Genomic DNA, 25,046 nt, shown 5'->3' with positions numbered 1-25,046 from the left:
CCGGAACAACCTGTGGATAAGTCTGTTGGTAACTTGTTGAGTAAAGAAACCGCCCCAGGAAGACAGGCGTTGTCGCAAACGCCGCCAGAAACGCTACAGCCCAGCGGCAGCAAGGCGAACAGAGATTTCCTCAGGGGCTGAATCCCTTTATCATGTGCGTTCGCGTAAAACGCCAGAGCCAGTACGGCTCGCTCACTCCCAGAGCTCGTTTTGCATCGGCGCCCCAGGTCCAGGACCTGCCTGCGCCCTCACTTCACACGTGTAGCAGTTACGCCTATGGCCATTTTAAACATCCTCGAATTCCCTGATTCGCGCCTGCGCACTATCGCCAAACCAGTGGCCGTAGTGGACGACGAAGTGCGTCAGTTGGTCGACGACATGTTTGAAACAATGTATGAGGCCCCGGGCATCGGCCTGGCGGCGACCCAGGTCAACGTGCACAAGCGCGTCGTGGTCATGGACCTGTCCGAAGACCGCAGCGAACCCCGGGTGTTCATCAACCCCGAGTTCGAATCCCTGACCGACGAGATGGACCAGTACCAGGAAGGTTGCCTGTCGGTACCGGGCTTCTATGAAAACGTCGACCGCCCGCAGCGGGTCAAGGTCAAGGCCCTGGACCGCGACGGCAAGCCCTACGAGTTGATCGCCGAAGGCTTGCTGGCTGTCTGCATCCAGCACGAGTGCGACCACCTCAACGGCAAGCTGTTCGTCGACTACCTGTCCACGCTCAAGCGCGACCGGATCAAGAAGAAGCTGGAAAAGCAGCATCGCCAGCAGGCTTGATGGCCATCTTGCAAAGGCTTGCCATGGCAAGCCTTTTTCTTTTTCGCATCTTCGCAAGCGAGACTCCCCATGACTGAGCCACTGCGCATCGTCTTTGCCGGCACCCCCGAATTCGCCGCCGAACACCTCAAGGCCCTGCTCGACAGCCCGTACGAGATCGTGGCCGTCTATACCCAGCCCGATCGCCCGGCCGGCCGCGGGCAGAAGCTGATGCCCAGCGCAGTCAAGGCACTGGCCATGGAACATGCTATCCCGGTCTACCAGCCACAGACCCTGCGCAACGCCGAGGCCCAGGCCGAACTGGCGGCACTCGAGCCGGACCTGATGGTAGTGGTGGCCTACGGCCTGATCCTGCCCCAGGCGGTACTGGATATCCCACGCCTGGGCTGCATCAACAGCCATGCCTCGCTGCTGCCACGCTGGCGCGGTGCGGCGCCGATCCAGCGCGCGGTACAGGCCGGCGACGCCGAGAGTGGCGTGACCGTGATGCGCATGGAGGCGGGCCTGGACACCGGGCCGATGCTGCTCAAGGTGGTCACCCCGATCAACGCCGAAGACACCGGCGGCACCCTGCACGACCGCCTGGCCGCCATGGGCCCGGGCGCCGTGGTGCAAGCCATCGCGGGCCTCGCTGCCGGCACCCTGCAAGGCGAAGTCCAGGACGATAGCCTGGCCACCTACGCCCACAAGCTGAACAAGGATGAAGCACGCATCGACTGGAGCCGTCCCGCCGTGGAACTGGAACGCCTGGTCCGCGCCTTCAACCCGTGGCCGGTGTGCCATAGCACGCTGGACGGTGAAAGCGTGAAGGTCCTGGCCGCCAAGGTATCCACAGGCCAGGGCACCCCCGGCGAAGTCCTATCCGCCAGCAAGGACGGCCTGGTCGTCGCCTGCGGTGACGGCGCCCTGAGCCTGACCCGCCTGCAATTGCCCGGCGGCAAGGCCCTGGCCTTCAGCGACCTGTTCAACAGCCGCCGCGAGAAGTTCGCCAGCGGCAAGGTGCTGGGCCAATGAATCCACGCCTGGCCGCCGCCCGCGCCCTGGCCGCCGTACTCAGCGGCAAGGCCTCGCTCAACAGCTCACTGCCAGCACAGCTGGACAAGGTCGAGGAGCGCGACCGCGGCCTGACCCAGGACCTGGCCTTCGGCACCGCCCGCTGGCAACCGCGTCTCGACCTGCTGGCCGCGCAATTGCTGCAGAAGCCGTTCAAGGCGGCCGACGCCGATGTCCAGGCACTGCTGCTGGTGGGCCTGTACCAACTGTTCTACAGCCGTATCCCGGCCCACGCTGCCATCGGCGAGACCGTCGGGTGTGCCGACAAGCTCAAGAAGCCCTGGGCCAAGGGCCTGCTCAATGCCGTGCTGCGCCGCGCCCAGCGTGAAGGCGAGGAACTGCTCGCCGGTATGGAGCGTGACCCGGTGGTGCGCACCGCCCACCCGCGCTGGCTGCAGAAATCGCTCAAGGCCTTCTGGCCCGAGCAGTGGGAAGCCATCTGCGCCGCCAACAACGCCCATCCGCCGATGATCCTTCGGGTCAACCGGCGCCACCACAGCCGTGATGCCTACCTGGCATTGCTGGCCGAGGCGGGCGTTGGCGCCAGCGCCTGCCAGTACAGCCGGGACGGTATCGTGCTGGCCGAGGCCAGTGACGTGCGCGGCCTGCCAGGCTTTGCCGAAGGTTGGGTGAGTGTGCAGGACGAAGCCGCGCAACTGGCCGCCGACCTGCTGGACCTGGCCCCCGGGCAACGGGTGCTGGATGCCTGCTGCGCTCCTGGTGGCAAGACTTGCCACATCCTCGAAGCCGAGCCGGCCCTGGCCGGCCTGGTGGCCGTGGACCTGGAGGCCAAGCGCCTGGTCCGCGTGCGGGAAAACCTCGACCGCCTGGGGCTGGACGCCCAACTGATCGCCGCCGATGGCCGCGATACCCAGGCCTGGTGGGACGGCAAGCCGTTCCAGCGCATCCTGCTGGATGCCCCCTGCTCGGCCACCGGGGTGATCCGCCGGCACCCGGACATCAAGCTGACCCGCCAGCCCGACGACATCGCGGCCCTGGCACAGTTGCAAGGCGAGTTGCTGGATACCCTGTGGCAAACCCTCGAGGTGGGCGGCATCCTGCTCTACGCCACCTGCTCGACCCTGCCCACCGAGAACACCGAGGTGATCGGCGCCTTCCTGGCCCGCACCCCCGGCGCCCGGGAGCTGGATCTGGCCACTGAAGCCGGCCTGCGCCAGCCCCACGGTCGCCAGCTGCTGGCCCAGGAAGGCGGCCACGACGGCTTCTACTATGCCAAGCTGATCAAGATCGCCGCCTCGCGCGGGTAAGCACAAGAATCTAGGGAGTAGTGGATGAAGATCATCATCCTCGGCGCTGGCCAAGTAGGCGGCACGCTGGCGGAACACCTGGCCAGCGAAGCCAACGACATCACCGTGGTCGATACCGATGGCGAACGCCTGCGCGACCTCGGTGACCGCCTGGACATCCGTACCGTGCAGGGCCGCGGCTCCTTTCCCACGGTGCTGCGCCAGGCCGGGGCGGACGATGCCGACATGCTGGTGGCGGTGACCAACAGCGACGAAACCAACATGGTGGCCTGCCAGGTCGCCCACACTCTGTTCCACACCCCGACCAAGATCGCCCGAGTGCGCGAGGCCGCCTACCTGACTCGCGCCGGCCTGTTCGACAACGACGCCATCCCGGTGGACGTGCTGATCAGCCCGGAACAGGTGGTGACCAACTACATCAAGCGCCTGATCGAGCATCCCGGCGCCCTGCAGGTCATCGACTTCTATGAAGGCAAGGCCCAGTTGGTGGCGGTCAAGGCCTACTACGGCGGTCCGCTGGTCGGCCAGCAACTGCGCCAGTTGCGCGAGCACATGCCCAATGTCGAGACCCGGGTGGCGGCGATCTTCCGCCGCGACCGGCCGATCATGCCTACCGGCGATACGGTGATCGAAGCCGACGACGAAGTGTTCTTCATCGCCGCCAAGGCCCATATCCGTGCAGTGATGAGCGAAATGCGCCGGCTCGAGGAATCCTACAAGCGCATTGTCATCGCTGGCGGCGGGCAGATCGGCGAGCGTCTGGCCGAGGCCATCGAGAGTCGCTACCAGGTCAAGATCATCGAGATGAACCCGGCCCGCTGCCGCTACCTCTCCGATACCCTGGACAGCACCGTGGTCCTGCAAGGCAGCGCCTCGGACCGCGACCTGCTGCTGGAAGAGAACATCGCCGACGCCGATATCTTCCTGGCCCTGACCAACGACGACGAAGCCAACATCATGTCCTCGCTGCTGGCCAAGCGCCTGGGGGCGAAGAAGGTCATGACCATCATCAACAACCCGGCCTACGTCGACCTGATCCAGGGTGGCGATATCGACATCGCCATCAGCCCGCAGCTGGCGACCATCGGTACCTTGCTGGCCCACGTGCGGCGCGGCGATATCGTCAGCGTGCATTCCCTGCGCCGGGGCGCGGCGGAAGCCATCGAGGCCATCGCCCATGGCGACGCCAAGTCGAGCAAGGTGATCGGTCGTACCATCGAGAACATCGGCCTGCCGCCGGGCACCACCATCGGCGCGATCATCCGTGACGAAGAAGTGCTGATCGCCCACGACGACACGGTGATCGAAGCCGGGGACCATGTGATCCTGTTCCTTGTGGATAAAAAACATATCCGCGATGTGGAGAAGCTGTTCCACGTGGGCCTGAGCTTCTTCTGATCGAACGCTGTCTTGTCCACAGGAGTGACGACAATGCTGGAATCGCTGGAAAAAATGCTCGCCAAGGGTGTGGATAACCCCCTGCTGCGCTTTGGCCTGGGCAAGGGCTACCTGGACCTGGGCGAACACGCCCGGGCCGCCACCCACCTGCAACAGTGCGTGACCCTGGACCCGAAGTACTCTGCGGCCTGGAAGCTGTTGGGCAAGGCCTTGCAAGGGCAGGGCGAGCTACAAGCGGCGCGCCAGGCCTGGGAACAGGGCCTGGAGGCGGCCCGGAGCCAGGGCGACAAACAGGCAGAAAAGGAAATGACCGTGTTCCTGAAAAAACTCGAGCGCCAGTCCCAGGGCTGACCATCACCCTGTAGCCGCTGCCACAGGCGGCGAACGAGCGGAATGTTCGCGGGGGCTCTCAAGATCACCAAAGGCTCAGCGAAAGACCGCCAAGCAAGGCCCTGCGGCCCTTTTCGCAGCCTCGCGGGCTCGGCAGCGGCTACAGGGCCGGGCTCAGAGATAGCGCAAGGCGATTCCTTCGGCGTCCACCTGCACCACTTCCATGCGTACCCGCGGTGCAGCCACCGGCAGTCCCTGCACCTGGCCGAAAACCACCGCGCCCTTGGACAGGCGGGCCAACTGCGGGCTTTGCACATAGACCCCGCTGGCCGACAGGTTGCGGGTCTGCCCCAGGCATTCGCCGATGCTTTCGTGGGAAATCTTGATACGAAACGACTTGCGGTGATCGGACATCTTCTGCGCCCTTCTCCAGTGTGCTGTGGATAACACCTGGAAGGGGGTTATCCACAGACCGTGCCAGCTCTGTCAGTACCAGCGCGCCTCTCCGGGCGGACGCTTCTTGAAACGCTTCATGCTCCACATGTACTGGCTCGGATAAGCCGCCACGTAGCGCTCGACCACTTTGCTCATGGCCGCACAGGACACCTCGGTGTCGGTGCTGTACATGTCTTCCGGGGCCGCTTCGAGGATCACCTTGTAGCCCGAGCCATCGGGCAGGCGCAGGGCGTGCAGGAACACGCCGACCGCCTTGCCGCCGGCCAGCATGTTGGGCACGAACTTGCTGGTCAGCGCCTGGGTGGCGAAGAAGGGCACGAAGATACCTGCGGATTCAGCCGGTTCCGGGTCGGCGGGAATGCCCACCGAGCCGCCCTTGCGTACTTCCTTGATGACGCTGAGGATGCCTTCCTTGGTAGAGGCCGCCACGCGATTGCCCAGCTGTACCCGCTGCTTGCGCAACAGCTCGTCCACGGCCTTGAGCTTGGGTGGACGGTAGAAAATGATCGGTTTGCACTGGCTGCAGTAGAAGTGGTTCAGCACTTCCCAGTTGCCCAGGTGGCTGGTGATGCCCACCACGCCCTTGCCCGAGGCCAGGGCCTCCTGGAGCACCTCCAGGCCCTCGACTTCACGCACCAGGGCAATGGAGCGCTCGGCCGGCCAGATCCAGGCACAGGCACTTTCGGTCAGGGATTTGCCGATGTCTTTCAGGCTCTGCCCGACCAAACGCTCGCGCTCGGCGGGGTCCATCTGGGGAAAACACTTGGCCAGGTTGATGCGCACCACCTCGCGGGAGCGGTTGGGCGTCTTCCACATGATCCAGCCGATGGCCGCGCCGACCGCCTGCACCGCGCGCCAGGGCAGCAGGGCAAACAACCGCAGGGCTCCCACCAGCAGGGCGCCTTTGAACTTATCCACAGATGACTCCTGATCTCTTGGTCATGGCCTAGTCGCAGCCGGCTATTCTAACCGGCCATCGGCGCCTGTGCGAAAGCGCCTGCCATGGCGCTCATGGCACCGGGGAGCTGAGGCTGGGGTAGCGATCGCAGTCGCGGGTGTGGTCCATGACCATGCCCGAGGCCTGCATCAGGGCGTAGCAGATGGTCGGGCCGACGAAGGTGAAACCGGCCTTGCGCAGGCCACGGCTCATGGCCTCGGCCTCGGGCGTCACCGCCGGGACCTCGCTGCGATCGGCGAAATGGTTGACCTTGGGCACACCACCGACGAAGGACCAGAGGAACGCCACCGGATCGTCCAGCTCCAGCCAGGCCTGGGCATTGCGCCGTGCGGCCTCGAGCTTGAGGCGGTTGCGGATGATGCCCGGATCCTGCATCAGGTCCTCGATCTCGGCATCGCTCATCTGCGCCACCCGCTGCACATCGAAGCCGAACAGCACTTGTCGATAATGCTCGCGCTTCTTCAGCACAGTGATCCATGACAACCCGGCCTGGAACCCTTCGAGCAATAACAACTCGAACAAGCGCTGCCCATCGCGCAGCGGCACGCCCCACTCCTGATCGTGATAAGCCATGTACAGCGGATCATCGGTACACCAAAAGCAGCGTGGCATAAGGCTCCAGGGGGCGTGCGCAGGACTGAATCGGGTATACTCCCGCTCCTTAAATCGCAGCCCAAGTAACAGGTGAATTTCGTGAGCCAGCCTACGCCAGCCGTGCGTACCTTCCAAGACTTGATCCTCGCCCTCCAGCAATACTGGGCCGAGCAAGGTTGTGTGGTACTTCAGCCCTACGATATGGAAGTAGGCGCCGGCACTTTCCACACCGCTACATTCCTGCGGGCCATCGGCCCGGAAACCTGGAATGCCGCCTACGTGCAGCCAAGCCGCCGCCCCACTGACGGCCGCTACGGCGAGAACCCCAACCGCCTGCAGCACTACTACCAGTTCCAGGTGGTCCTCAAGCCCAACCCCGAGAACTTCCAGGAGCTGTACCTGGGCTCGCTCAAGCACGTGGGCCTGGACCCGCTGGTGCATGACATCCGTTTCGTCGAGGACAACTGGGAATCGCCGACCCTGGGCGCCTGGGGCCTGGGTTGGGAAGTCTGGCTCAACGGCATGGAAGTGACCCAGTTCACCTACTTCCAGCAAGCTGGCGGCATCGAGTGCTACCCGGTGACCGGCGAAATCACCTACGGCCTGGAGCGCCTGGCCATGTACCTGCAGGGCGTGGATTCGGTCTACGACCTGGTCTGGGCTGACGGCCCATTCGGCAAGGTCACCTACGGCGACGTGTTCCACCAGAACGAAGTGGAACAGTCGACCTACAACTTCGAGCACGCCAACGTCGAGAAGCTGTTCGAACTGTTCGATTTCTACGAAAGCGAAGCCAAGCGCCTGATCGAACTGGACCAGCCGCTGCCGTTGCCGAGCTATGAAATGGTCCTCAAGGCCTCGCACACCTTCAACCTGCTGGATGCACGCCGGGCCATCTCGGTAACCGCGCGCCAGCAGTACATCCTGCGTGTGCGCACCCTGGCGCGTTCCGTCGCGCAAGCCTACCTGCTGGCCCGTGCCAAGCTGGGCTTCCCGATGGCGACCCCGGACCTGCGTGATGAAGTGTTGGCTAAGTTGGAGGCGGCACAATGAGTGCGCAAGATTTTCTGGTTGAACTGGGCACTGAAGAACTGCCACCCAAGGCCCTGGGCACCCTGGCCGAAGCCTTCCTGGCCGGCATCGAAAAAGGCCTGCAGAGCGCTGGCCTGAGCTTTGAAGCCAAGCACGTCTACGCCGCGCCACGGCGCCTGGCAGTGCTGATCACCCAACTGGCGACCCAACAGCCGGACCGCAGCGTCAACCTCGACGGTCCACCGCGCCAGGCCGCCTTCGATGCCGAGGGCAACCCGACCCAGGCGGCCCTGGGCTTTGCCAAGAAGTGCGGCGTGGACCTCAGCGAGATCGACCAGAGCGGCCCGAAGCTGCGCTACAGCCAGAGCATCAAGGGCAAGCCGACCGCCAGCCTGCTGCCGACCATCGTCGAGGACTCGCTCAACGACCTGCCGATTCCCAAGCGCATGCGCTGGGCTGCGCGCAAGGAAGAGTTCGTGCGTCCGACCCAGTGGCTGGTCATGCTCCTGGGCGATGAGGTCATCGACTGCACCATCCTGGCCCAGAAGGCCGGCCGTGACTCCCGTGGCCATCGCTTCCACCACCCAGAGAGCGTGCGCATCACCGCGCCGGCCAACTACCTGGCCGACCTGCGCGCCGCCTACGTGCTGGCCGACGCCAACGAGCGCCGCGAGCTGATCAGCAAGCGCACCGAGGAACTGGCGCGCATGCAGGAAGGCACCGCCATCGTCCCGGCCGACCTGCTGGACGAAGTCACCGCCCTGGTGGAGTGGCCGGTACCGCTGGTGTGCTCGTTCGAGGAGCGGTTCCTGGAAGTGCCCCAGGAAGCCCTGATCACCACCATGCAGGACAACCAGAAGTACTTCTGCCTGCTGGACGTGGACGGCAAGCTGCTGCCGCGCTTCATCACCGTGGCCAACATCGAGAGCAAGGACCCGCGCCAGATCATCGAGGGCAACGAGAAAGTCGTGCGCCCACGCCTGACCGACGCCGAGTTCTTCTTCAAGCAAGACAAGAAGCAGAAACTCGAGGACTTCAACCAGCGCCTGCAGAACGTGGTTTTCCAGGAGAAGCTGGGCAGCGTCTACGACAAGGCCGAGCGTGTTTCCAAGCTGGCCGCCTTCATTGCCCCGCGTATCGGTGGCGACGCCCAGCGCGCAGCCCGTGCCGGTATCCTCTCCAAGTGCGACCTGGCCACCGAGATGGTCGGCGAGTTCCCCGAGATGCAAGGCATCGCCGGCTACTACTACGCCCTCAATGATGGCGAGCCGCAAGACGTGGCCCTGGCCCTGAACGAGCAGTACATGCCCCGTGGCGCCGGCGCCGAGCTGCCAAGCACCGTGACCGGTGCCGCCGTGGCCATCGCCGACAAGCTCGATACCCTGGTGGGCATCTTCGGCATCGGCATGCTGCCGACCGGTAGCAAGGACCCCTACGCCTTGCGCCGTGCGGCCCTGGGTGTGTTGCGGATCCTGATCGAGAAGAAGTTCGACCTCGACCTGAACGAAGCGGTGACCTTCGCCGTCGGTGCCTTCGGCAGCAAGGTCAAGGCTGCCGGCCTGGCCGAGCAGGTACTGGAGTTCATCTTCGACCGCCTGCGTGCACGCTACGAAGACGAAGGCGTGGACGTGGCCACCTACCTGTCGGTCCGCGCCCTGAAGCCGGGTTCGGCCCTGGACTTCGACCAGCGCGTACAGGCCGTGCAGGCCTTCCGCAAGCTGCCGGAAGCCGCTGCCCTGGCCGCGGTGAACAAGCGTGTGTCGAACCTGCTGAGCAAGATCGAAGGCAATGTACCGACCACCGTCGAGGCCAAGTACTTCGACAACGCCAACGAGTTCTCCCTGTACTCGGCGATCCAGCAAGCGGACCAGGCTGTCCAGCCCATGGCCGCAGCCCGCCAGTACAGCGAGACCCTGGCTCGCCTGGCCGCCCTGCGCGAGCCGGTGGATGCCTTCTTCGAGGCGGTGATGGTCAATGCCGAAGATGCCAATGTACGGGCCAACCGCTATGCACTGCTGGCACGGCTGCGCGGCCTGTTCCTGGGCGTGGCCGATATTTCGGTACTGAGCTGATCAGGTAAGGAATTGCTGTGAAACTGCTGATACTCGATCGGGACGGCGTGATCAATCATGACTCCGATGCCTACATCAAATCGGTAGCGGAGTGGATTCCACTCCCCGGCTCGATCGAAGCCATTGCACAGCTGAGCAAGGCCGGCTGGACGGTAGCGGTAGCTACCAACCAGTCCGGCATTGCCCGCGGCTACTACGACCTGGCCACCCTCGATGCCATGCACGCACGCCTGCGCGAGCTGGTAGCGCAGCAGGGTGGGGAGGTCGGGCTGATCGTCTACTGTCCCCACGGGCCGGATGAGGGCTGCGATTGCCGCAAACCCAAGCCTGGCATGCTGCGAACCATTGCCGAACACTACGGGACCGGCCTGAACGGTCTATGGTTTGTCGGTGACAGTCTCAGTGACCTGGAGGCGGCAAAAGCCGTCGATTGTCAGCCCATATTGGTAAAGACCGGAAAAGGCGAAAAGACCCTGGGCAAAACCCTGCCGGTAGGCACCTTGATTTTTGACGACCTGGCGGCCATTGCCGCTGAACTTATCCACAATTAGGCCCCTTCTGGCATCCTGACCAAGGACTGTTCGGGAGAGCGCTTTTTAACAGGCGGGCATGCCCGCAATGGTAAATGCCGCTATGTCGATCCTGCAGGCCATCAGAACCTTTTTCTTTTACCTGCTGCTGGGCACCAGCGCCTTGCTGTGGTGCTCCCTGAGCTTTTTCATCGCGCCGTTCCTGCCTTTCAAGAGGCGCTATCGCTTCATCAACGTCTACTGGTGCCGCTGCGCCCTGTGGTTGACCAAGGTCTTCCTGGATATTCGCGTGGAAGTGAAGGGCGCCCAGAACATTCCTGAGCGACCTTGCGTGATCGTCTCGAACCACCAGAGCACCTGGGAGACCTTCTTTCTCTCGGCTTATTTCGAGCCGCTGAGCCAGGTACTCAAGCGCGAGCTGCTGTATGTACCGTTCTTCGGCTGGGCCATGGCCATGCTGCGCCCGATCGCCATCGACCGGGACAATCCCAAGGCGGCACTCAAGCAAGTAGCGAGCAAGGGCGATGAGTTGCTCAAGGACAATGTCTGGGTACTGATCTTTCCCGAAGGTACCCGTGTGCCGTACGGCCAGGTGGGCAAATTCTCCCGCAGCGGCAGCGCCCTGGCGGTGAACGCCGACCTGCCGGTACTGCCGATTGCCCACAACGCAGGCAAGTTCTGGCCCAAGACGGGCTGGAGCAAGCGAGCCGGGACCATCACCGTGACCATTGGCGCGCCCATGTACGCCGAAGGCAACGGTCCTCGGGCCATCGCCGAGCTCAACGACCGGGTGGCGGCCTGGAACGAACAGGCCCAGCGCGACATGGGCTCATTGCCACCATTGGACGCTGCCGCGGATAAGGTTGCTGTATGAACTTCTGTGGATAACCTGTGCACGATTTTTCGTATAGCGATCCATATCAAGATATAAATCACTGATTTATATGCATATTTCCTAAGCTAATAAAATACGGAAAAACGTGCATAAGTTTTACACCCAAGAAAAAGCCGGCCTCGAGGCCGGCTTTTTCATTTGGATACTCGCCTCGGCCCTTATTCCTCCAGCAAGGGCAACTCAAGAACGAAACATGAACCTTGCCCCACCACGCTGCGGCAGCTGATATGCCCCTGGTGGCGGTCCATCACCGCCTTGACCATCGACAGGCCCAGTCCCAGGCCCTCGATGCCCTTGGCCGAGGCAAAGCGCTGGTACTGGCCGAACAACTGGGGCAGGTCATCGGCAGCAATGCCCCGGCCTTCATCACAGACTTCGCAGCGCAACCAGCCATCGGCGCAGCTGACCTGCACGCTCACGGTGGAACCTTCCGGGCTGTACTTGATGGCGTTCTCCAGCAGGTTGAACAGTGCCCGAGTCAGCAGAGACTGGTCTGCCAGGACCAGGCTCTCGGCCTGCTCGTCCAGGCTGTGGCGCAGATGAATGTGCTTGAGCTGGGCCAAGGTCGTGGCCTGGTCGAAGGCATCCAGCACCAGCATGGCGAACATGCTCGGCTCGAACTGATAAGCCTCCGACTCGGCCTTGGCCAATTGCACGAAAGCCTCGGTCAAGGTCAGCGCCCGGCGGACCTGTTGTTCGATCTGCCCGTAGACCTGCTTGGGCAGCGATGGCTGGCGCTGCTGCACATCCAGCAAGGCGAGGATCGCCGAGTGGGGGGCACGCAGGTCGTGGGATAAAAACCGCAACAAGACTCCACGCTGCTGCTCGGCATCACGCTCGACACTCAGGTCGGTCAGGCTCAGCAACCAGCCAATGGGGGTTTCGCTGTCCACCGGCAGCAACGGCGCCAGCTCCACTCGCAGGCTGCGTTGCTGGGTATCGCGAAACTCCACCCCTGGCAATTGCGCGAGGGCAGGGTAGAGAGACGAATCAGCCAGGCCCGGATACCCCAGGGCAGCCAGTTGCGGCAACAGCGCTTGCCCCACCAGCGAATGAGCGAAGACTTCCCGGGCATTGCGGTTGGCCAGCAGGATCTTGCCATCCGGATCAGCGATCAGGGTCGCTACCGGCAGGCACTCCAGGCCGTCGGCAATGAAACGCCGGGTGTCCCGGGTTCGGCTCAAGGCCTGCTCCAGGGCAATGATCTGCCCTTGCAGCACATCCCCGGTGGCCGGCTGGTTGCGTCGACGCTCCGGCAGTACCTTGGGCTCGCTGTCCAGGCGTTCCAGCTCCCAGCCGAAATAAGCCAGGATCACCCGCAGCCGACGCCAGTTCCAGATCAGGTACGCCAACAGCATGCCCAGGAGGCTAGCCACCGGCGACCACCAGTACCCCAGCCGTAGCATCAATACCGACCCAGCCAATGCCAGGCCCATGCAACCCAGGGTTATCCACAAGGCATGGCGTGGACGCCACAGCAACAGCCCAAGGAGGGCAGCGGTCAGGGCCATGGATAACAACACGCCCGGCCACGCACCCAACGCGACCAGGCTGCGATGCTGCAGCAAGCCATTGAGCAGGTTGGCCTGGATCTCAACCCCCGGAGTCGTACCCTGGCTGCCGGATTGCGCAGTCACGTAGCGATCCCCCAATCCAGGGGCCGTGGACCCCACCAATACCAACCGGTCATGCAGCAGCTCCGGAGGGACTTCACCGCGCAATACGCTGACGTAAGGCACGCTTGGAAAACCAGCAGCCTTGCTGATGAAGGGGATTCGCACCGGGTTGCTGCGCAGCCAGCCCTGGGTGACCTCCGGCAGGGCCGAGCCCGGCATGAGCGGGGACAGAGGCTCGGCTTCGGTGAGCTGGTACAGGAGCCAGGTCAGTTGTGCCCGGGGCGCCTGTTGCGGGCCTTCGCGCAGGTAGACGCTGCGTACCGTGCCGTCCGCATCGGCCTCGGCATTGATATGACCCAGGCCACGGGCACAGTTGCGCAACAACGGTACCGGCAACAGTTCGCCCAGGTCCTGGCCATAACGGGCCACGCCTTCGCGCAGTACCGGCAGGAACACATTGCCAGCACGACAGAGCGCAGCGGCCAGGCGAGTGTCGTTTTCCACCGTGCTGCCGGGCTCGCTGAGAATCACATCGAACAGCACGCCCTTGGCCCCGGCACTGCTGAGACGGTCCAGCAATTGGCCATGGACCGCCCTCGGCCAGGGCCAGCGGCCCAGTTGCTGGAGGCTGTAGTCATCGATGGTCACCACCAGGATCCGCGGGTCCACCGGCAGTGGAGTGAAGCGCCGCAGCTGGTCATAGAACAAGTTGTTCAGGGCCAGCCCATGGCTCAGGGACAAGGCCGCCGTCAGCGGCAGCAGAAACAGGCTGACCCACAACCATTCCCGTACCAGTCGACGAAACAGCTGCTGGGCCTGGGTGGACTCTCGGTCCCCGGCCCGATGGTTCGACCCGCTCATCGATACCTCGTCGGCGGGTTACTGGACACGGGTGCTTCTGGGGTAATAGAAAATGTCATAGACCCCGGTTTCTCCTTCCAGGCCGTGCTCGTCGAATGCCGACAGACGCACATGATAGAAAAACGCCTGTAACCCAGTGAAGTTGACTTGTGGGGTGCTGGAGAACTGTTCCTGCTTGATGTTCAGGAAATCCTTGTCGGTCGCCACCTGGGCGCGATAACGACGCGCTCCAGGCAGGGGTTCGAGGATCAGCTGCCAAACGGGCAGGACGCCGGTTTGACCTGCCTGCCCCAGCAGCCGGGGCGCGGCCAGCAGGTCCACCGGCTTGAGCTCGCCCTCCTTGCGCACCCGCATGCCCTGGCGCGCCATCACTTGAACTTCTCCCGGCCGCGGTCCGGCCGGTTTATCCACAGCCCGCTTGCGCGAGCGCGGGGGAGTCTGGTCGAGGGGGTCCTCGTCCCGGTTTACCGCCACCTGGCCATTGAGTACCTCGACCAGCGACTGCTCGTCATCATTACGCACCCGGAAGTGGGTGCCGCGCACGCCCAGAACCCCCACCGGGGTCACGATCTGGAAGCGGTCGTGATCGCTGGTGCGCTTGATCACGTAAGACTCGACCTGGCCCTGTTCCAGCACCAGTTGGGGGATGCTGTACTGTTCGTTCAGCCGCAGGGTGACCTGGGAGCTGGATGGCAGCACCACCCGCGAACCGTCGCCCAGGGACAGGCTGACGAAGGCCGAGGGTGAGGTCTTCACACCTTCTTTCTCGTCGATGTCCATACCTTCTTCCAGGGCGATCTCACGCCCCTTGGCGTCCAGCTTCCAGGCTTCGCCCGTCAGGTGTTCGACTGTCGCCGGTAACGGTTGGCCGCGACAGAGCTGGTTGTCATCGATGTAGGGCAGGCGCTTGGCGGGAGCGATGGCGGCGCTGGCCATCGAATTGGACAAGGCCAGCACCACACCAAGCAGGAGCGGAGCAAACTGGGCCCGGGGGCGAATAGACAAATAGGTCATGAGATCATCGGATCCGTGGTCGTGCTCTTCTGAAGTCCGTGACATTAGAACTAGATTGGGGGCGTGCTGGCCATCACTCTCTACCGAGATCGGCCATAACCTTTCATCCCTGCTGGAACAGCACAACCGCTCTCGAGCGGTTGTGTGTGCACAGGGCGATGTACCGGTAGGGGCCACCCCCACCGGTACTGCTGGTCAATCCCGGTCTGTAGCGACCAGGCGATACGCCAGGGCGCCAAGGCATGCACCCAGCAGCGGGGCGACCCAGAACAGCCACAGCTGGGACACGGCCCACTCTCCGGCAAAAAATGCCACAGCGGTACTGCGGGCCGGGTTCACCGAGGTGTTGGTGACCGGAATGCTGATCAGGTGGATCAGCGTCAGGGTCAGGCCAATGGCAATCGGGGCAAACCCGGGAGCAGCGCGCTTGGATGTGGCGCCCAGGATAATCAGGAGGAACATCGCCGTCAGCACCACTTCACTCAACAGGGCAGCGAGCATCGAGTAGCCACCCGGGGAGTGCTCGCCATAACCGTTGGCGGCAAAACCGGCCGAAGCGTCAAAACCCGTCTTGCCCGAGGCGATCAGGAACAGCACGGCACCGGCTGCCAGGCCGCCAAGCACCTGGGCGACGATGTAAGGCAACACACGGTTGCCCGAGAAGCGTCCGCCCAGCCACAGGCCAACCGAGACCGCCGGGTTGAGGTGCGCGCCGGAAATCGGCCCCAGGGCATAAGCCATGGTCAGCACGCTGAGACCGAAGGCCAGGGCGACGCCCAGGTAACCAATGCCAAATTGTGGAACGCCGGCGGCCAGTACGGCACTGCCGCAGCCGCCCAGCACCAACCAGAACGTACCAAAGAATTCCGCGCCGAGTGTTTTCATCAGAGGCCTTCACAGATATTCGAAATGAGAGGGAGGGTATTGAAGTCGCCGAAAATCAGCGGGGGAGGGAGACACATCCTTGTGTCGAGCATTACGTCCTGAGGAGGCACTCCCTGTTTTCCCCTGTACGGTAAATCGAAGCTCGCTTCGACCCGCAACCGCCAAACCGGCGGATGACACTCCCTGTGTCGGAGCACTTCCGATTGCCCCCGTGTGCCACTCAGCGAGTGCGAATTTACCGGGAGCGGACAGCCCGGTGTCGCTTTGCAATATTTCTTCAGAATGTTCAGGCCCATGGCTAGAACACCCACCGCTGCTGGTCCTGGTACACCACCGAGGGTGTCGACAGTGGAGCAGTCGCGGGAGCGAATCCCCGGGAGTCGCTAAAGCCCACCTGGTTCACCGAGGGACTGAAGTAACGCTGGACCGGAAGCTCATAGTGAGGAGCTACCGGGACAGCAGTGGCCTTAGAGGACGCTTCAACACTCAAGAACGCAGCAAGAGACAAGGCGACGAGTTTCGCCAGATCCGCTCTTTCGGAAAATTTCTTCCACCCCATATCCATCGCCCCCGACATGTTGCCCATTGCCCTTTTCCTTGCTCGTTCGAGCCGGTATCGTCCTTCAAGGAATTCGGTGCTGAAGGGTGCTCCCAACAGCTACCGGCTATTTGATATCAGCGTACCGAGGGAGCAGCGCCCCTAGAGCAATTCGCCACAATTGTTCAGATTCATCCCTGGCGCCTAAACTTCTCCCCAGCCCGAGACGCATGCCGCCATGCCTCGGACAGCCTCTCGACCCCTAAGGACCTGCCTCGCATGCGTGTCGCAATACTGGATGACGAACCCGCAGAACTGGCGCGGGTGGAACAGACACTGCGAGATATTCCCGGCCCGGGTGAACAACCCTGGACCCTGCACCGTTTCGAGCGCGGCGAAGATTTGCTGCGCCAATTGCGGCGGGAAACCTTCGACCTGATGATCCTCGACTGGCAGGTGCCGGACCTCAGTGGGCTGGCGCTACTGCGCTGGAGTCGGGAGCACATGGACTCGCCACCGGCCGCCATCATGCTCACCAGCCGCGATGCCGAGAGCGATATCGTCCAGGCCTTGAACACCGGCGCCGACGACTACTTGAGCAAGCCATTCCGCCCCAACGAGCTCAAGGCCCGGGTCAACGCAGTGCTACGCCGCCATGGCCTGCAGCGTACCCAGAGCGAGGAAGTGCTGAACTTCAATGACCTGGCCTTCGACGATGCCGAGTTGACGGTGACCCGGGCTGGAGCGCCCATCAGCCTCACCGAGCGTGAGTACCGCCTGGCACGCTGCCTGTTCGCCAACCTGGGCCGGCCGTTGTCCCGAGAATACTTGTACGAGCGCTTCTGGACCCACGAGGAAATTCTTTCCTCCAGGCCCCTGGATACCCACATCTACCGGCTGCGCAACAAGTTGGGGCTGACGGCGGAACGGGGCTGGCAGTTGCTGACCATCTACGGCTATGGCTACCGCCTGGAAAGCGTCACGTCGCCTGGCGAGCAGGACAACTGACGGCGTGCCGCCAAAAGCGGCTCGATGTCACTCAGGGTCTTGCCAGACATCTTCATAACCGGCGCGGTCGATGATGAAACACGTCCCGCTCGGCAGATACAGATAATCGATCACCTCCGGCAACAGCTCGACCAGGTGCTCGGCACACAAGGGTTGGTAGAAATCCACAGCGGTGGAATGTTCGCCGCAGTGGATAAACCAGCTGACCGTACCGTTCTGTGGCAACTCGATCCTTGTGCCATAGATGGGCGAGTGCGCAAGGGAGCCGGTGGCCAGTGCAATCATCGGCTCCGGCGCCTGGGGAGCGAGGTCGTAGCGTTCACAGATAAGCTGCTGTCTTTCGTTCATTGGCCCAGCCATCAAGGGGAAATAGGGGAGGTCCTGCCCAGCGCAAAGACCTGTTCGAGTGCTACCTCGTCGTCGCTGTCACCGTCCTCGAAACACCTGAAACGGTGCCCCTGCAGTGCCCGATCCAGACACTGGTGCAATGGTGCGGTTCGGAACAGCAGCTCCATCCAGAGCGCCTGGTCGCTCTCGAAGGTCAGGCGCAGATCATAGTCGGCGCTGCTGCCCAGGCCAGGGTCCTTGAACTCGACTACCTGCTCTGCCGCCTGTACAAAGTCCGCACTGCGGCGCAGCTTATCCATGACCTGCCGCGCGCCCAGCGGCTCCTCAAACACCAACCGATACTCGTAGCTCATGCTCGTCTGCACTCCGTTCGCGGTCAGCTATCCAGCCACCAATTGAGCAAGGTTTCGTCATCGCTGTCATCGAGGTTTTTATAGATGTTGGCGTAGTACCACTCGATGCCCGTGGTCTGGCGGAAGCGGTTGAAGAACAGGGCGATTTTATCCATGCCGTTTCGAGCTGGCACCGACAACGTCAGATTGCCCTTATAGCGCCCGTCGAGCATGCCGCCCAATTCGGTCGCCACGTCTGCCTCCAGGGCACTGATGTGTTCTTCCGGAATGTAATCCGAGTAAATGTGGATGCAGAAGTTGCCGCCACGCTTGAGTACCACTGCCGGGGCCTGCGGGTCCTTGATCGAAATAATGTCGCCCTTGGCCAGGTTGAGCGTGAGCCCCGGTGAGTAGAGAATCTCGTAACTGTGCTCATCAATCCGCCGTACATGCAGCGGTTCATAGACCGGGCCGCGGTTGTTCTGCCCCGCGACAACCCGAATCGACATTTCCTGGCTTTGATCATCCATAACAAATTTCCGAGCGATTACTGTTTTAAAAAGGGTGACAAGGGCTGAGGCAGTACCTGCCAGGTCCACGTCCTTATTGTTCAATTAATCTTCCACTTCCCAGGCCAGATCGGGATCAGTCGCGCCATACGCCGAGAAGTTGAGCATTCGCCATGCCTGCCTTGGCTGGATAAATGGGTAAAGGGATTGAACAATCTGCCAATAAAAAAGGCCAACGCAAGCGTCGGCCTTTTTATTTTCAGCTGTGTACCCTGATCAGAAGTCCAGGTTGGACACTGCCAGGGCGTTGCTTTCGATGAAGTCGCGACGAGGTTCGACCGCATCACCCATCAGGGTGTTGAAGATCTGGTCGGCGGCGATGGCATCTTCCACGGTGACCTTGAGCATGCGACGCATGGTCGGGTCCATGGTGGTTTCCCACAGCTGGTCAGGGTTCATCTCGCCCAGACCTTTGTATCGCTGGATGGTGTGACGCTTGGTGCTTTCCGCCATCAGCCAGTCCAGGGCTTCCTTGAACTCGGTCACCGCTTTCTTGCGCTCGCCACGCTGGACGTAGGCACCTTCATCCAACAGGGTGCTCAGCTGGGCGCCAAGGGATACAACGGTCTTGTAGTCGTTGCTGCCAAAGAAGTCGCGGTTGAAGGTGACGTAGTTCGACAGGCCGTGGGAGATCAGCTCGACCTCTGGCAGCCAGACATTACGCTCACGATCTTCACGCAGGCTGGCCTTGTAGACCAGGCCAGACTTCTCGGAGTTACGCAGGCGGGCATCGTACTTGGCCAGCCATTCCTGCATGGCGGTGTGGTCGGACAGTTGCTCGATGCTGACCGGTGGCAGGTAGATGAAGTGCTCGGTCAGTTCCTGTGGATACAGGCGCGACAGGCGCTTGAGGGTCTTCATGACCATGCGGAAGTCGTTGACCAGGCGCTCCAGGGCTTCGCCGGAAATACCAGGGGCGTCTTCGTTCAAGTGCAGGCTGGCATCTTCCAGAGCCGACTGGGTCATGTAGTCTTCCATGGCGTCGTCGTCTTTGATGTATTGCTCTTGCTTGCCTTTCTTGACCTTGTACAGCGGTGGCTGGGCGATGTAGATGTAGCCGCGCTCGATCAGTTCCGGCAACTGGCGGAAGAAGAAGGTCAGCAACAGGGTACGAATGTGCGAACCGTCGACGTCAGCATCGGTCATGATGATGATGTTGTGATAGCGCAGCTTCTCGATGTTGTACTCTTCGCGACCAATGCCACAACCCAGGGCGGTGATCAGGGTGCCAACCTCTTGCGAGGAGATCATCTTGTCGAAGCGTGCTTTCTCGACGTTGAGGATCTTGCCCTTGAGCGGAAGGATTGCCTGGGTCCTGCGGTTACGGCCCTGCTTGGCAGAACCACCCGCGGAGTCACCCTCCACCAGGTAGAGTTCGGAAAGGGCAGGGTCTTTCTCCTGGCAGTCCGCCAGCTTGCCAGGCAGGCCGGCGATATCCAGGGCGCCTTTGCGGCGGGTCATCTCACGGGCCTTGCGCGCGGCTTCACGAGCACGGGCGGCGTCAAGCATCTTGCCGACCACCAGCTTGGCTTCGTTGGGGTTCTCCAGCAGGAAGTCGGAGAAGTACTTGCCCATCTCCTGCTCGACGGCGGTCTTCACTTCGGAAGACACCAGCTTGTCCTTGGTCTGGGAACTGAACTTCGGATCCGGCACCTTCACCGAGATGATTGCGGTCAGGCCTTCACGGGCGTCGTCACCGGTGGTGGCGACCTTGTGCTTCTTGGCCAGGCCTTCCTGCTCGATGTAGTTGTTCAGGTTACGGGTCAGTGCCGAACGGAAGCCCACCAGGTGGGTACCGCCGTCGCGCTGGGGAATATTGTTGGTGAAGCACAGCAGGCTTTCGTTGAAGCTGTCGTTCCACTGCAGGGCGACTTCCACGCCGATGCCATCGTCACGCTGGACGTTGAAGTGGAACACCTGGTTGACCGCCGTCTTGTTGGTGTTCAGGTACTCGACGAAGGCACGCAGGCCACCTTCGTACTTGAACAGTTCTTCCTTGCCGGAGCGCTCGTCCTTGAGGACGATGCCGACGCCGGAGTTGAGGAAGGACAGTTCGCGAATCCGCTTGGCCAGGACGTCCCAGCTGAAGTGGATATTCTTGAAGGTTTCAGCCGATGGCTTGAAGTGGATCTGGGTACCGGTGGTTTCGCTGTCGCCAACGATCTTCATCCGTTCCTGTGGAACACCGTGGACATACGTCTGTTCCCAGATCTTGCCGCTACGGCGCACAGTCAGGACCAGTTCCTCGGACAGTGCGTTCACTACCGATACACCCACGCCGTGCAGGCCGCCGGAAACCTTATAGGAGTTATCGTCGAACTTACCGCCGGCGTGTAGCACGGTCATGATGACCTCTGCCGCGGAAACGCCTTCCTCTTTATGCACATCGACCGGAATACCGCGACCGTTGTCGCGTACGGTGATGGATTCGTCCGGGTGGATGATGACGCTGATGTCGTCGCAATGGCCCGCCAAAGCTTCGTCGATCGAGTTGTCGACCACCTCGAACACCATGTGGTGCAGACCGCTACCATCATCGGTGTCACCAATGTACATACCGGGACGTTTGCGTACGGCATCCAAACCTTTCAGCACCTTGATGCTGTTCGAGTCGTACGTATTTTCTTCGCTCATGCCTTCACTCCCGATGGTCGTGGGTCTGGGTGATACGGCCTTGTTCCACGTGGAACAAAGCAACTGGCGTTTCCGTCTGCCAGCCTTCCCTCAGTAATTCGTGGTCTACACAGGTGATGAACACCTGGCAGCGTAAGTCTTCCAGCAAGCGACAAAGTGCGCGACGGTGTTGCTCGTCCAGTTCGGACGGCAGGTCATCCACCAGATAAATACACTGACCGCGGCGGGCCTGGCTAACCAGATGCCCCTGGGCAATGCGCAATGCACAGACCACCAGCTTTTGCTGGCCACGGGACAGGATGTCCGCAGCGTTGTGTCCGCCTAAGCGCAGACGTAAATCAGCACGTTGCGGGCCGGCCTGGGTATGACCCATTTGCTGATCACGGTGCAGGGCGCTCGCGAGGACTTCACTAAGCTCGCGTTCCTTGTCCCAACCACGGTAATAGCTAAGTGTCAGGCCCTCGAGCTCCAGCAACTCGCCCAAGGTCCGCTCAAAGACTGGTTTCAAGGCTTTGATGTATGCGCGGCGGTATTCATCGATTTCAGCGCTGGCCTGGCACAGTTCCCGGTCCCAGGCCGCTTGCGAAGCGGCGTCAAGTGTACCATGCCGCAGCCATGAGTTTCGCTGCCGCAGGGCCTTCTGCAAGCGCTGCCAGGTGGACATGAAGCGAGGTTCCACATGGAACACTCCCCAGTCCAGGAACTGCCGACGGATCTTCGGAGCTCCTTCCAACAGGCGAAAACTGTCTGGATTGATCAACTGTAGCGGCAGTATTTCTGCCAGCTGCGCCGCACTGCGAGCGTTCTGACCGTCGATACGGATCTGGAATTCGCCCTGGCGGTCTCGGGATATCCCCAGGTTGCTGTGCCCTCCCTCGGACAATTCGACCTGGCCAAACACCGTGCAAGCCAACTGCTCATACTGAATCACCGGTAATAACCGGGCACTGCGAAACGAGCGGGCGAGCCCCAGCAGATGAATGGCTTCCAGCACGCTGGTCTTGCCACTGCCGTTGGCGCCGTAGAGGAGGTTGATGCGAGGGGAAGGGGAGAAGGTCACCGGGTGCAGGTTACGCACCGCGGTGACCGAGACACGACTGAGGGACATCTAGCTGATTACAGGCGCATCGGCATGACAACGTAAGCCGAGTCGTCGTTGTCGGATTCCTGGACCAGCGCACTGCTGTTGGAGTCGGACAGGATCAGACGGACTTGCTCGGTGGTCATCACGCCCAGCACATCCAGCAGGTAGCTGACGTTGAAGCCGATTTCCAACGAACCGCCGTTGTACTCCACGCCTACTTCTTCTTCGGCTTCTTCCTGCTCCGGGTTGTTGGCCTGGATCTTCAGCTGGCCGTTGGCAAGCTGCAGGCGGATGCCGCGGTACTTTTCGTTGGACAGGATCGCGGTACGGCTGAAGGCCTCGCGCAGGGCCTGGCGGTCGCCCAGCACCAGCTTGTCACCGCCTTTAGGCAGTACACGCTCGTAGTCCGGGAACTTGCCGTCCACCAGCTTGGAGGTGAAGGTGAATTCACCGGTGGTGGCACGGATGTGATGCTGGCCCAGGACGATGCTGACGTTACCATCCGGCTCGGTGAGCAGACGGGCCAGTTCAAGGATACCTTTGCGCGGCACGATCACCTGGTGGCGATCCTGCTGGCCAATGTCGGCCTGCATCGAGCACATGGCCAGACGGTGACCATCGGTGGCCACGGCGCGGATGATGCCAGCGGAAACCTCCAGCAGCATGCCATTGAGGTAGTAGCGCACATCCTGCTGGGCCATGGCGAAGCTGGTGCGTTCGATCAGGCGACGCAGCTTGCTCTGCTCCAACTGGCAAGTCAGGGAGCCCGGGCCTTCTTCCACCGTCGGGAAATCGTTGGCTGGCAAGGTCGACAGGGTGAAGCGGCTACGGCCGGCCTTCACCACCAGCTTCTGCTCATCGACCTTGATGTCGATCAGGACGTCGTTGGGCAGGCTCTTGCAGATGTCCATCAGCTTGCGAGCCGGGACGGTGATTTCCCCAGGCTCGGCCGGTTCTTCAAGTTGTACGCGACCGACCAGTTCGACTTCCAGGTCGGTACCGGTCAGCGACAATTGCTGGCCTTCGACAACCAGCAGCACGTTGGAAAGCACCGGCAAGGTCTGGCGGCGTTCGACGACGCCGGCGACCAGTTGCAGGGGTTTCAACAGGGCTTCGCGTTGAATGGTGAAATGCATGGTCTAGTCCCTTGCCTTAATAAGCTGCGTTGGAATCATCAAGTGGTCAGGGTACGCAGCAGGTTCTTGTAGTCCTCGCGGATGTCCGCGTCGGATTCCTTAAGTTCATTGATCTTGCGACAAGCGTGCAGCACCGTGGTGTGGTCGCGACCGCCGAACACATCGCCGATTTCCGGCAGGCTGTGGTTGGTCAGTTCCTTGGACAAGGCCATGGCCACCTGGCGTGGGCGGGCAACGGAACGCGAACGTCGCTTGGACAACAGATCGGAGATCTTGATCTTGTAGTACTCGGCAACGGTGCGCTGGATGTTATCCACAGACACCAGTTTGTCCTGCAGTGCCAACAGGTCCTTCAGGGATTCGCGGATCAACTCGATGGTGATATCGCGTCCCATGAAGTGCGAGTGGGCGATGACACGCTTGAGCGCGCCTTCCAGTTCACGGACGTTGGAACGGATCCGCTGGGCGATGAAGAACGCCGCATCGTGAGGCAACTCGACCTTGGCCTGGTCGGCCTTCTTCATCAGGATCGCCACCCGGGTTTCCAGTTCCGGCGGTTCTACCGCTACCGTCAGGCCCCAGCCGAAGCGGGACTTGAGGCGTTCTTCCAGGCCCTCGATCTCCTTCGGATAACGGTCGCTGGTGAGAATCACCTGCTGGCCGCCTTCGAGGAGGGCGTTGAAGGTGTGGAAAAACTCTTCCTGGGAACGCTCCTTGCGGGCGAAGAACTGGATATCGTCGATCAGCAGTGCGTCCACCGAACGGTAGAAGCGCTTGAATTCGTTGATGGCATTGAGCTGCAACGCCTTGACCATGTCTGCCACGAAGCGCTCGGAATGCAGGTACACGACCTTGGCATTCGGGTTCTTCTTGAGCAGGTGGTTACCCACGGCATGCATCAAGTGGGTCTTACCCAGGCCGACGCCCCCATAAAGGAAGAGCGGGTTGTAGCCGTGCTTGGGGTTGTCCGCTACTTGCCAGGCCGCAGCACGGGCCAGCTGGTTGGACTTACCCTCGACAAAGTTCTCGAAAGTGAAGGTACGGTTCAGGTAGCTGGTGTGCTTGAGCGCGCCCTCTACCTGGACGGTGCGCTGTTCGGTGCGTACCGGGGCCTGTTGCGAGCTGGCGCCCGCCATGGGGTCGAAGCTGTCACGAGAGGGCTCTTCGCTGGTCTGATCGGCTTTCTGCTCGGCGGCCTTCTTGGCCGGAGCAGGAACCGGAGCCGGCGCAGCAGGTTCTGCTGCAGCCTTGGCCGCGGCAGCCGCCTGCAATGCCTGGGAAGCGGCTGCGGCCAGCGGTGCGTTAGGCGCGGCACGAGGAGCCGAGCTGCGCTTGCTGCCTATTAATAAGGAAAGAACGGGCGCCACGCCATTGCCATGTTCATCCAGCAGCTCGAGCACGCGGCCCAGGTACTTTTCATTGACCCAATCGAGAACGAAACGATTTGGTGCGTAGACACGCAACTCGTCGCCTTCGGCTTCGACCTGTAGCGGACGGATCCAAGTGTTGAATTGTTGGGCAGGCAGCTCATCACGCAGAAGCTCCACGCACTGCTGCCAAAGTTCCACTGACACGGATATCCCCTGAAGTTGAAAGCCGGTGAGGCAAAAACAAGCAGCCATTGTAACGGTCGGCCGTCCACTTATCCACAT

At 61.9% G+C, this 25,046-nt stretch carries 23 protein-coding genes; 10 read left to right on the top strand and 13 right to left on the bottom strand.

Annotation, left to right across the window (positions count from 1 at the left end; translation table 11 throughout):
- Positions 1-276 precede the first annotated feature (276 nt).
- From def to C4K39_RS00100, 5 genes are all read left to right on the top strand, one after another.
- Complete coding sequence (gene def / locus C4K39_RS00120) at positions 277-783, top strand: peptide deformylase (RefSeq protein ID WP_068576636.1); 507 nt, start codon at positions 277-279, stop codon at positions 781-783.
- Positions 784-852: 69 nt separating this feature from the next.
- A complete protein-coding gene (gene fmt / locus C4K39_RS00115) occupies positions 853-1,797 on the top strand; it encodes a methionyl-tRNA formyltransferase (protein ID WP_124345389.1) in 945 nt (314 codons plus the stop codon).
- Positions 1,794-3,104: a 16S rRNA (cytosine(967)-C(5))-methyltransferase RsmB gene (gene rsmB / locus C4K39_RS00110; RefSeq protein WP_124345388.1), complete on the top strand. Its 1,311-nt coding sequence runs from the start codon at positions 1,794-1,796 to the stop codon at positions 3,102-3,104. Before fmt ends, rsmB begins: the two co-directional genes overlap by 4 nt.
- A 24-nt stretch (positions 3,105-3,128) precedes the next feature.
- A complete protein-coding gene (gene trkA / locus C4K39_RS00105) occupies positions 3,129-4,502 on the top strand; it encodes a Trk system potassium transporter TrkA (protein ID WP_068576629.1) in 1,374 nt (457 codons plus the stop codon).
- A gap of 33 nt (positions 4,503-4,535) precedes the next feature.
- A complete protein-coding gene (locus tag C4K39_RS00100) occupies positions 4,536-4,853 on the top strand; it encodes a tetratricopeptide repeat protein (protein WP_068576627.1) in 318 nt (105 codons plus the stop codon).
- Positions 4,854-5,006: 153 nt separating this feature from the next.
- Here C4K39_RS00100 and C4K39_RS00095 read toward each other — a convergent pair whose 3' ends face one another.
- From C4K39_RS00095 to C4K39_RS00085, 3 genes are all read right to left on the bottom strand, one after another.
- Positions 5,007-5,246 (bottom strand): PilZ domain-containing protein, encoded by a 240-nt coding sequence (locus C4K39_RS00095; protein WP_124345387.1) that lies wholly within the window; start codon positions 5,244-5,246, stop codon positions 5,007-5,009.
- Between the two features lie 72 nt (positions 5,247-5,318).
- On the bottom strand, positions 5,319-6,206 hold the full coding sequence (locus C4K39_RS00090) for a lysophospholipid acyltransferase (RefSeq protein WP_068576623.1): 888 nt from the start codon (positions 6,204-6,206) through the stop codon (positions 5,319-5,321).
- A 91-nt stretch (positions 6,207-6,297) separates the two neighbouring features.
- The gene (locus C4K39_RS00085) at positions 6,298-6,858 is read right to left on the bottom strand and encodes a DNA-3-methyladenine glycosylase I (protein ID WP_124345386.1); all 561 of its coding nucleotides are present in this window, start codon (positions 6,856-6,858) and stop codon (positions 6,298-6,300) included.
- A gap of 81 nt (positions 6,859-6,939) precedes the next feature.
- Here C4K39_RS00085 and glyQ point away from each other — a divergent pair, with 81 nt between their 5' ends.
- The 4 genes from glyQ (at position 6,940) to C4K39_RS00065 (ending at position 11,348) form a co-directional block, all read left to right on the top strand.
- Positions 6,940-7,893, top strand: a complete 954-nt coding sequence (gene glyQ / locus C4K39_RS00080; RefSeq protein WP_003177094.1) for a glycine--tRNA ligase subunit alpha — start codon at positions 6,940-6,942, stop codon at positions 7,891-7,893.
- Positions 7,890-9,944: a glycine--tRNA ligase subunit beta gene (gene glyS / locus C4K39_RS00075; protein ID WP_124345385.1), complete on the top strand. Its 2,055-nt coding sequence runs from the start codon at positions 7,890-7,892 to the stop codon at positions 9,942-9,944. Before glyQ ends, glyS begins: the two co-directional genes overlap by 4 nt.
- Before the next feature lie 11 nt (positions 9,945-9,955).
- Positions 9,956-10,495, top strand: a complete 540-nt coding sequence (gene gmhB, locus C4K39_RS00070) for a D-glycero-beta-D-manno-heptose 1,7-bisphosphate 7-phosphatase (protein WP_164487343.1) — start codon at positions 9,956-9,958, stop codon at positions 10,493-10,495.
- Between the two features lie 82 nt (positions 10,496-10,577).
- Positions 10,578-11,348 (top strand): lysophospholipid acyltransferase family protein, encoded by a 771-nt coding sequence (locus tag C4K39_RS00065; protein WP_068576611.1) that lies wholly within the window; start codon positions 10,578-10,580, stop codon positions 11,346-11,348.
- 179 nt (positions 11,349-11,527) lie between these two features.
- Here the strand turns inward: C4K39_RS00065 and C4K39_RS00060 are convergent, their stop codons facing one another.
- From C4K39_RS00060 to aqpZ, 3 genes are all read right to left on the bottom strand, one after another.
- The gene (locus C4K39_RS00060) at positions 11,528-13,846 is read right to left on the bottom strand and encodes a CHASE2 domain-containing protein (RefSeq protein ID WP_124345383.1); all 2,319 of its coding nucleotides are present in this window, start codon (positions 13,844-13,846) and stop codon (positions 11,528-11,530) included.
- 18 nt (positions 13,847-13,864) lie between these two features.
- Entirely contained in the window at positions 13,865-14,860 is a 996-nt protein-coding gene (locus C4K39_RS00055; RefSeq protein WP_124345382.1) for a FecR family protein, read from the bottom strand.
- A 195-nt stretch (positions 14,861-15,055) separates the two neighbouring features.
- Positions 15,056-15,745, bottom strand: coding sequence for an aquaporin Z (aqpZ, locus tag C4K39_RS00050; RefSeq protein ID WP_068576605.1), 690 nt, complete (start codon positions 15,743-15,745; stop codon positions 15,056-15,058).
- Between the two features lie 817 nt (positions 15,746-16,562).
- Here aqpZ and C4K39_RS00040 point away from each other — a divergent pair.
- Positions 16,563-17,291 (top strand): response regulator transcription factor, encoded by a 729-nt coding sequence (locus tag C4K39_RS00040; protein ID WP_124345381.1) that lies wholly within the window; start codon positions 16,563-16,565, stop codon positions 17,289-17,291.
- A 27-nt stretch (positions 17,292-17,318) separates the two neighbouring features.
- Here the strand turns inward: C4K39_RS00040 and C4K39_RS00035 are convergent, their stop codons facing one another.
- The 7 genes from C4K39_RS00035 to dnaA all read right to left on the bottom strand — a co-directional run bounded on the left by C4K39_RS00035 (position 17,319) and on the right by dnaA (position 24,968).
- Positions 17,319-17,639, bottom strand: coding sequence for an immunity protein Imm33 domain-containing protein (locus C4K39_RS00035; protein WP_178083945.1), 321 nt, complete (start codon positions 17,637-17,639; stop codon positions 17,319-17,321).
- 11 nt (positions 17,640-17,650) lie between these two features.
- Positions 17,651-17,992, bottom strand: coding sequence for a hypothetical protein (locus C4K39_RS00030; RefSeq protein WP_068576598.1), 342 nt, complete (start codon positions 17,990-17,992; stop codon positions 17,651-17,653).
- Positions 17,993-18,015: 23 nt separating this feature from the next.
- Positions 18,016-18,501, bottom strand: coding sequence for a DUF4265 domain-containing protein (locus C4K39_RS00025; protein ID WP_068576596.1), 486 nt, complete (start codon positions 18,499-18,501; stop codon positions 18,016-18,018).
- A 255-nt stretch (positions 18,502-18,756) separates the two neighbouring features.
- Entirely contained in the window at positions 18,757-21,174 is a 2,418-nt protein-coding gene (gene gyrB, locus C4K39_RS00020) for a DNA topoisomerase (ATP-hydrolyzing) subunit B (protein WP_068576594.1), read from the bottom strand.
- Between the two features lie 4 nt (positions 21,175-21,178).
- Positions 21,179-22,282 (bottom strand): DNA replication/repair protein RecF, encoded by a 1,104-nt coding sequence (recF, locus tag C4K39_RS00015; protein ID WP_068576592.1) that lies wholly within the window; start codon positions 22,280-22,282, stop codon positions 21,179-21,181.
- Between the two features lie 8 nt (positions 22,283-22,290).
- Complete coding sequence (gene dnaN / locus C4K39_RS00010) at positions 22,291-23,394, bottom strand: DNA polymerase III subunit beta (protein ID WP_068576591.1); 1,104 nt, start codon at positions 23,392-23,394, stop codon at positions 22,291-22,293.
- A 38-nt stretch (positions 23,395-23,432) separates the two neighbouring features.
- Positions 23,433-24,968 (bottom strand): chromosomal replication initiator protein DnaA, encoded by a 1,536-nt coding sequence (gene dnaA, locus C4K39_RS00005; protein ID WP_068576588.1) that lies wholly within the window; start codon positions 24,966-24,968, stop codon positions 23,433-23,435.
- Positions 24,969-25,046 lie beyond the last annotated feature (78 nt).

The sequence above is a fragment of the Pseudomonas sessilinigenes genome (genome assembly GCF_003850565.1).
Classification (GTDB): domain Bacteria; phylum Pseudomonadota; class Gammaproteobacteria; order Pseudomonadales; family Pseudomonadaceae; genus Aquipseudomonas; species Aquipseudomonas sessilinigenes.
The sequence above is the reverse complement of the archived record's forward strand: the minus strand, read 5'-3'. Positions and strand labels throughout refer to the sequence as shown.

Excerpts from the sequence above, each read along its gene's own strand:
- gyrB (WP_068576594.1), bottom strand. The coding sequence starts at position 21,174 with ATGAGCGAAGAAAATACGTACGACTCGAACAGCATCAAGGTGCTGAAA.
- C4K39_RS00040 (WP_124345381.1), top strand. The coding sequence starts at position 16,563 with ATGCGTGTCGCAATACTGGATGACGAACCCGCAGAACTGGCGCGGGTG.
- fmt (WP_124345389.1), top strand. The coding sequence starts at position 853 with ATGACTGAGCCACTGCGCATCGTCTTTGCCGGCACCCCCGAATTCGCC.
- C4K39_RS00095 (WP_124345387.1), bottom strand. The coding sequence starts at position 5,246 with ATGTCCGATCACCGCAAGTCGTTTCGTATCAAGATTTCCCACGAAAGC.
- C4K39_RS00055 (WP_124345382.1), bottom strand. The coding sequence starts at position 14,860 with ATGACCTATTTGTCTATTCGCCCCCGGGCCCAGTTTGCTCCGCTCCTG.
- trkA (WP_068576629.1), top strand. The coding sequence starts at position 3,129 with ATGAAGATCATCATCCTCGGCGCTGGCCAAGTAGGCGGCACGCTGGCG.
- C4K39_RS00100 (WP_068576627.1), top strand. The coding sequence starts at position 4,536 with ATGCTGGAATCGCTGGAAAAAATGCTCGCCAAGGGTGTGGATAACCCC.
- glyS (WP_124345385.1), top strand. The coding sequence starts at position 7,890 with ATGAGTGCGCAAGATTTTCTGGTTGAACTGGGCACTGAAGAACTGCCA.
- recF (WP_068576592.1), bottom strand. The coding sequence starts at position 22,282 with ATGTCCCTCAGTCGTGTCTCGGTCACCGCGGTGCGTAACCTGCACCCG.
- C4K39_RS00065 (WP_068576611.1), top strand. The coding sequence starts at position 10,578 with ATGTCGATCCTGCAGGCCATCAGAACCTTTTTCTTTTACCTGCTGCTG.
- C4K39_RS00060 (WP_124345383.1), bottom strand. The coding sequence starts at position 13,846 with ATGAGCGGGTCGAACCATCGGGCCGGGGACCGAGAGTCCACCCAGGCC.
- dnaN (WP_068576591.1), bottom strand. The coding sequence starts at position 23,394 with ATGCATTTCACCATTCAACGCGAAGCCCTGTTGAAACCCCTGCAACTG.
- C4K39_RS00085 (WP_124345386.1), bottom strand. The coding sequence starts at position 6,858 with ATGCCACGCTGCTTTTGGTGTACCGATGATCCGCTGTACATGGCTTAT.
- C4K39_RS00030 (WP_068576598.1), bottom strand. The coding sequence starts at position 17,992 with ATGAGCTACGAGTATCGGTTGGTGTTTGAGGAGCCGCTGGGCGCGCGG.
- def (WP_068576636.1), top strand. The coding sequence starts at position 277 with ATGGCCATTTTAAACATCCTCGAATTCCCTGATTCGCGCCTGCGCACT.
- aqpZ (WP_068576605.1), bottom strand. The coding sequence starts at position 15,745 with ATGAAAACACTCGGCGCGGAATTCTTTGGTACGTTCTGGTTGGTGCTG.
- rsmB (WP_124345388.1), top strand. The coding sequence starts at position 1,794 with ATGAATCCACGCCTGGCCGCCGCCCGCGCCCTGGCCGCCGTACTCAGC.
- C4K39_RS00025 (WP_068576596.1), bottom strand. The coding sequence starts at position 18,501 with ATGGATGATCAAAGCCAGGAAATGTCGATTCGGGTTGTCGCGGGGCAG.
- C4K39_RS00035 (WP_178083945.1), bottom strand. The coding sequence starts at position 17,639 with ATGAACGAAAGACAGCAGCTTATCTGTGAACGCTACGACCTCGCTCCC.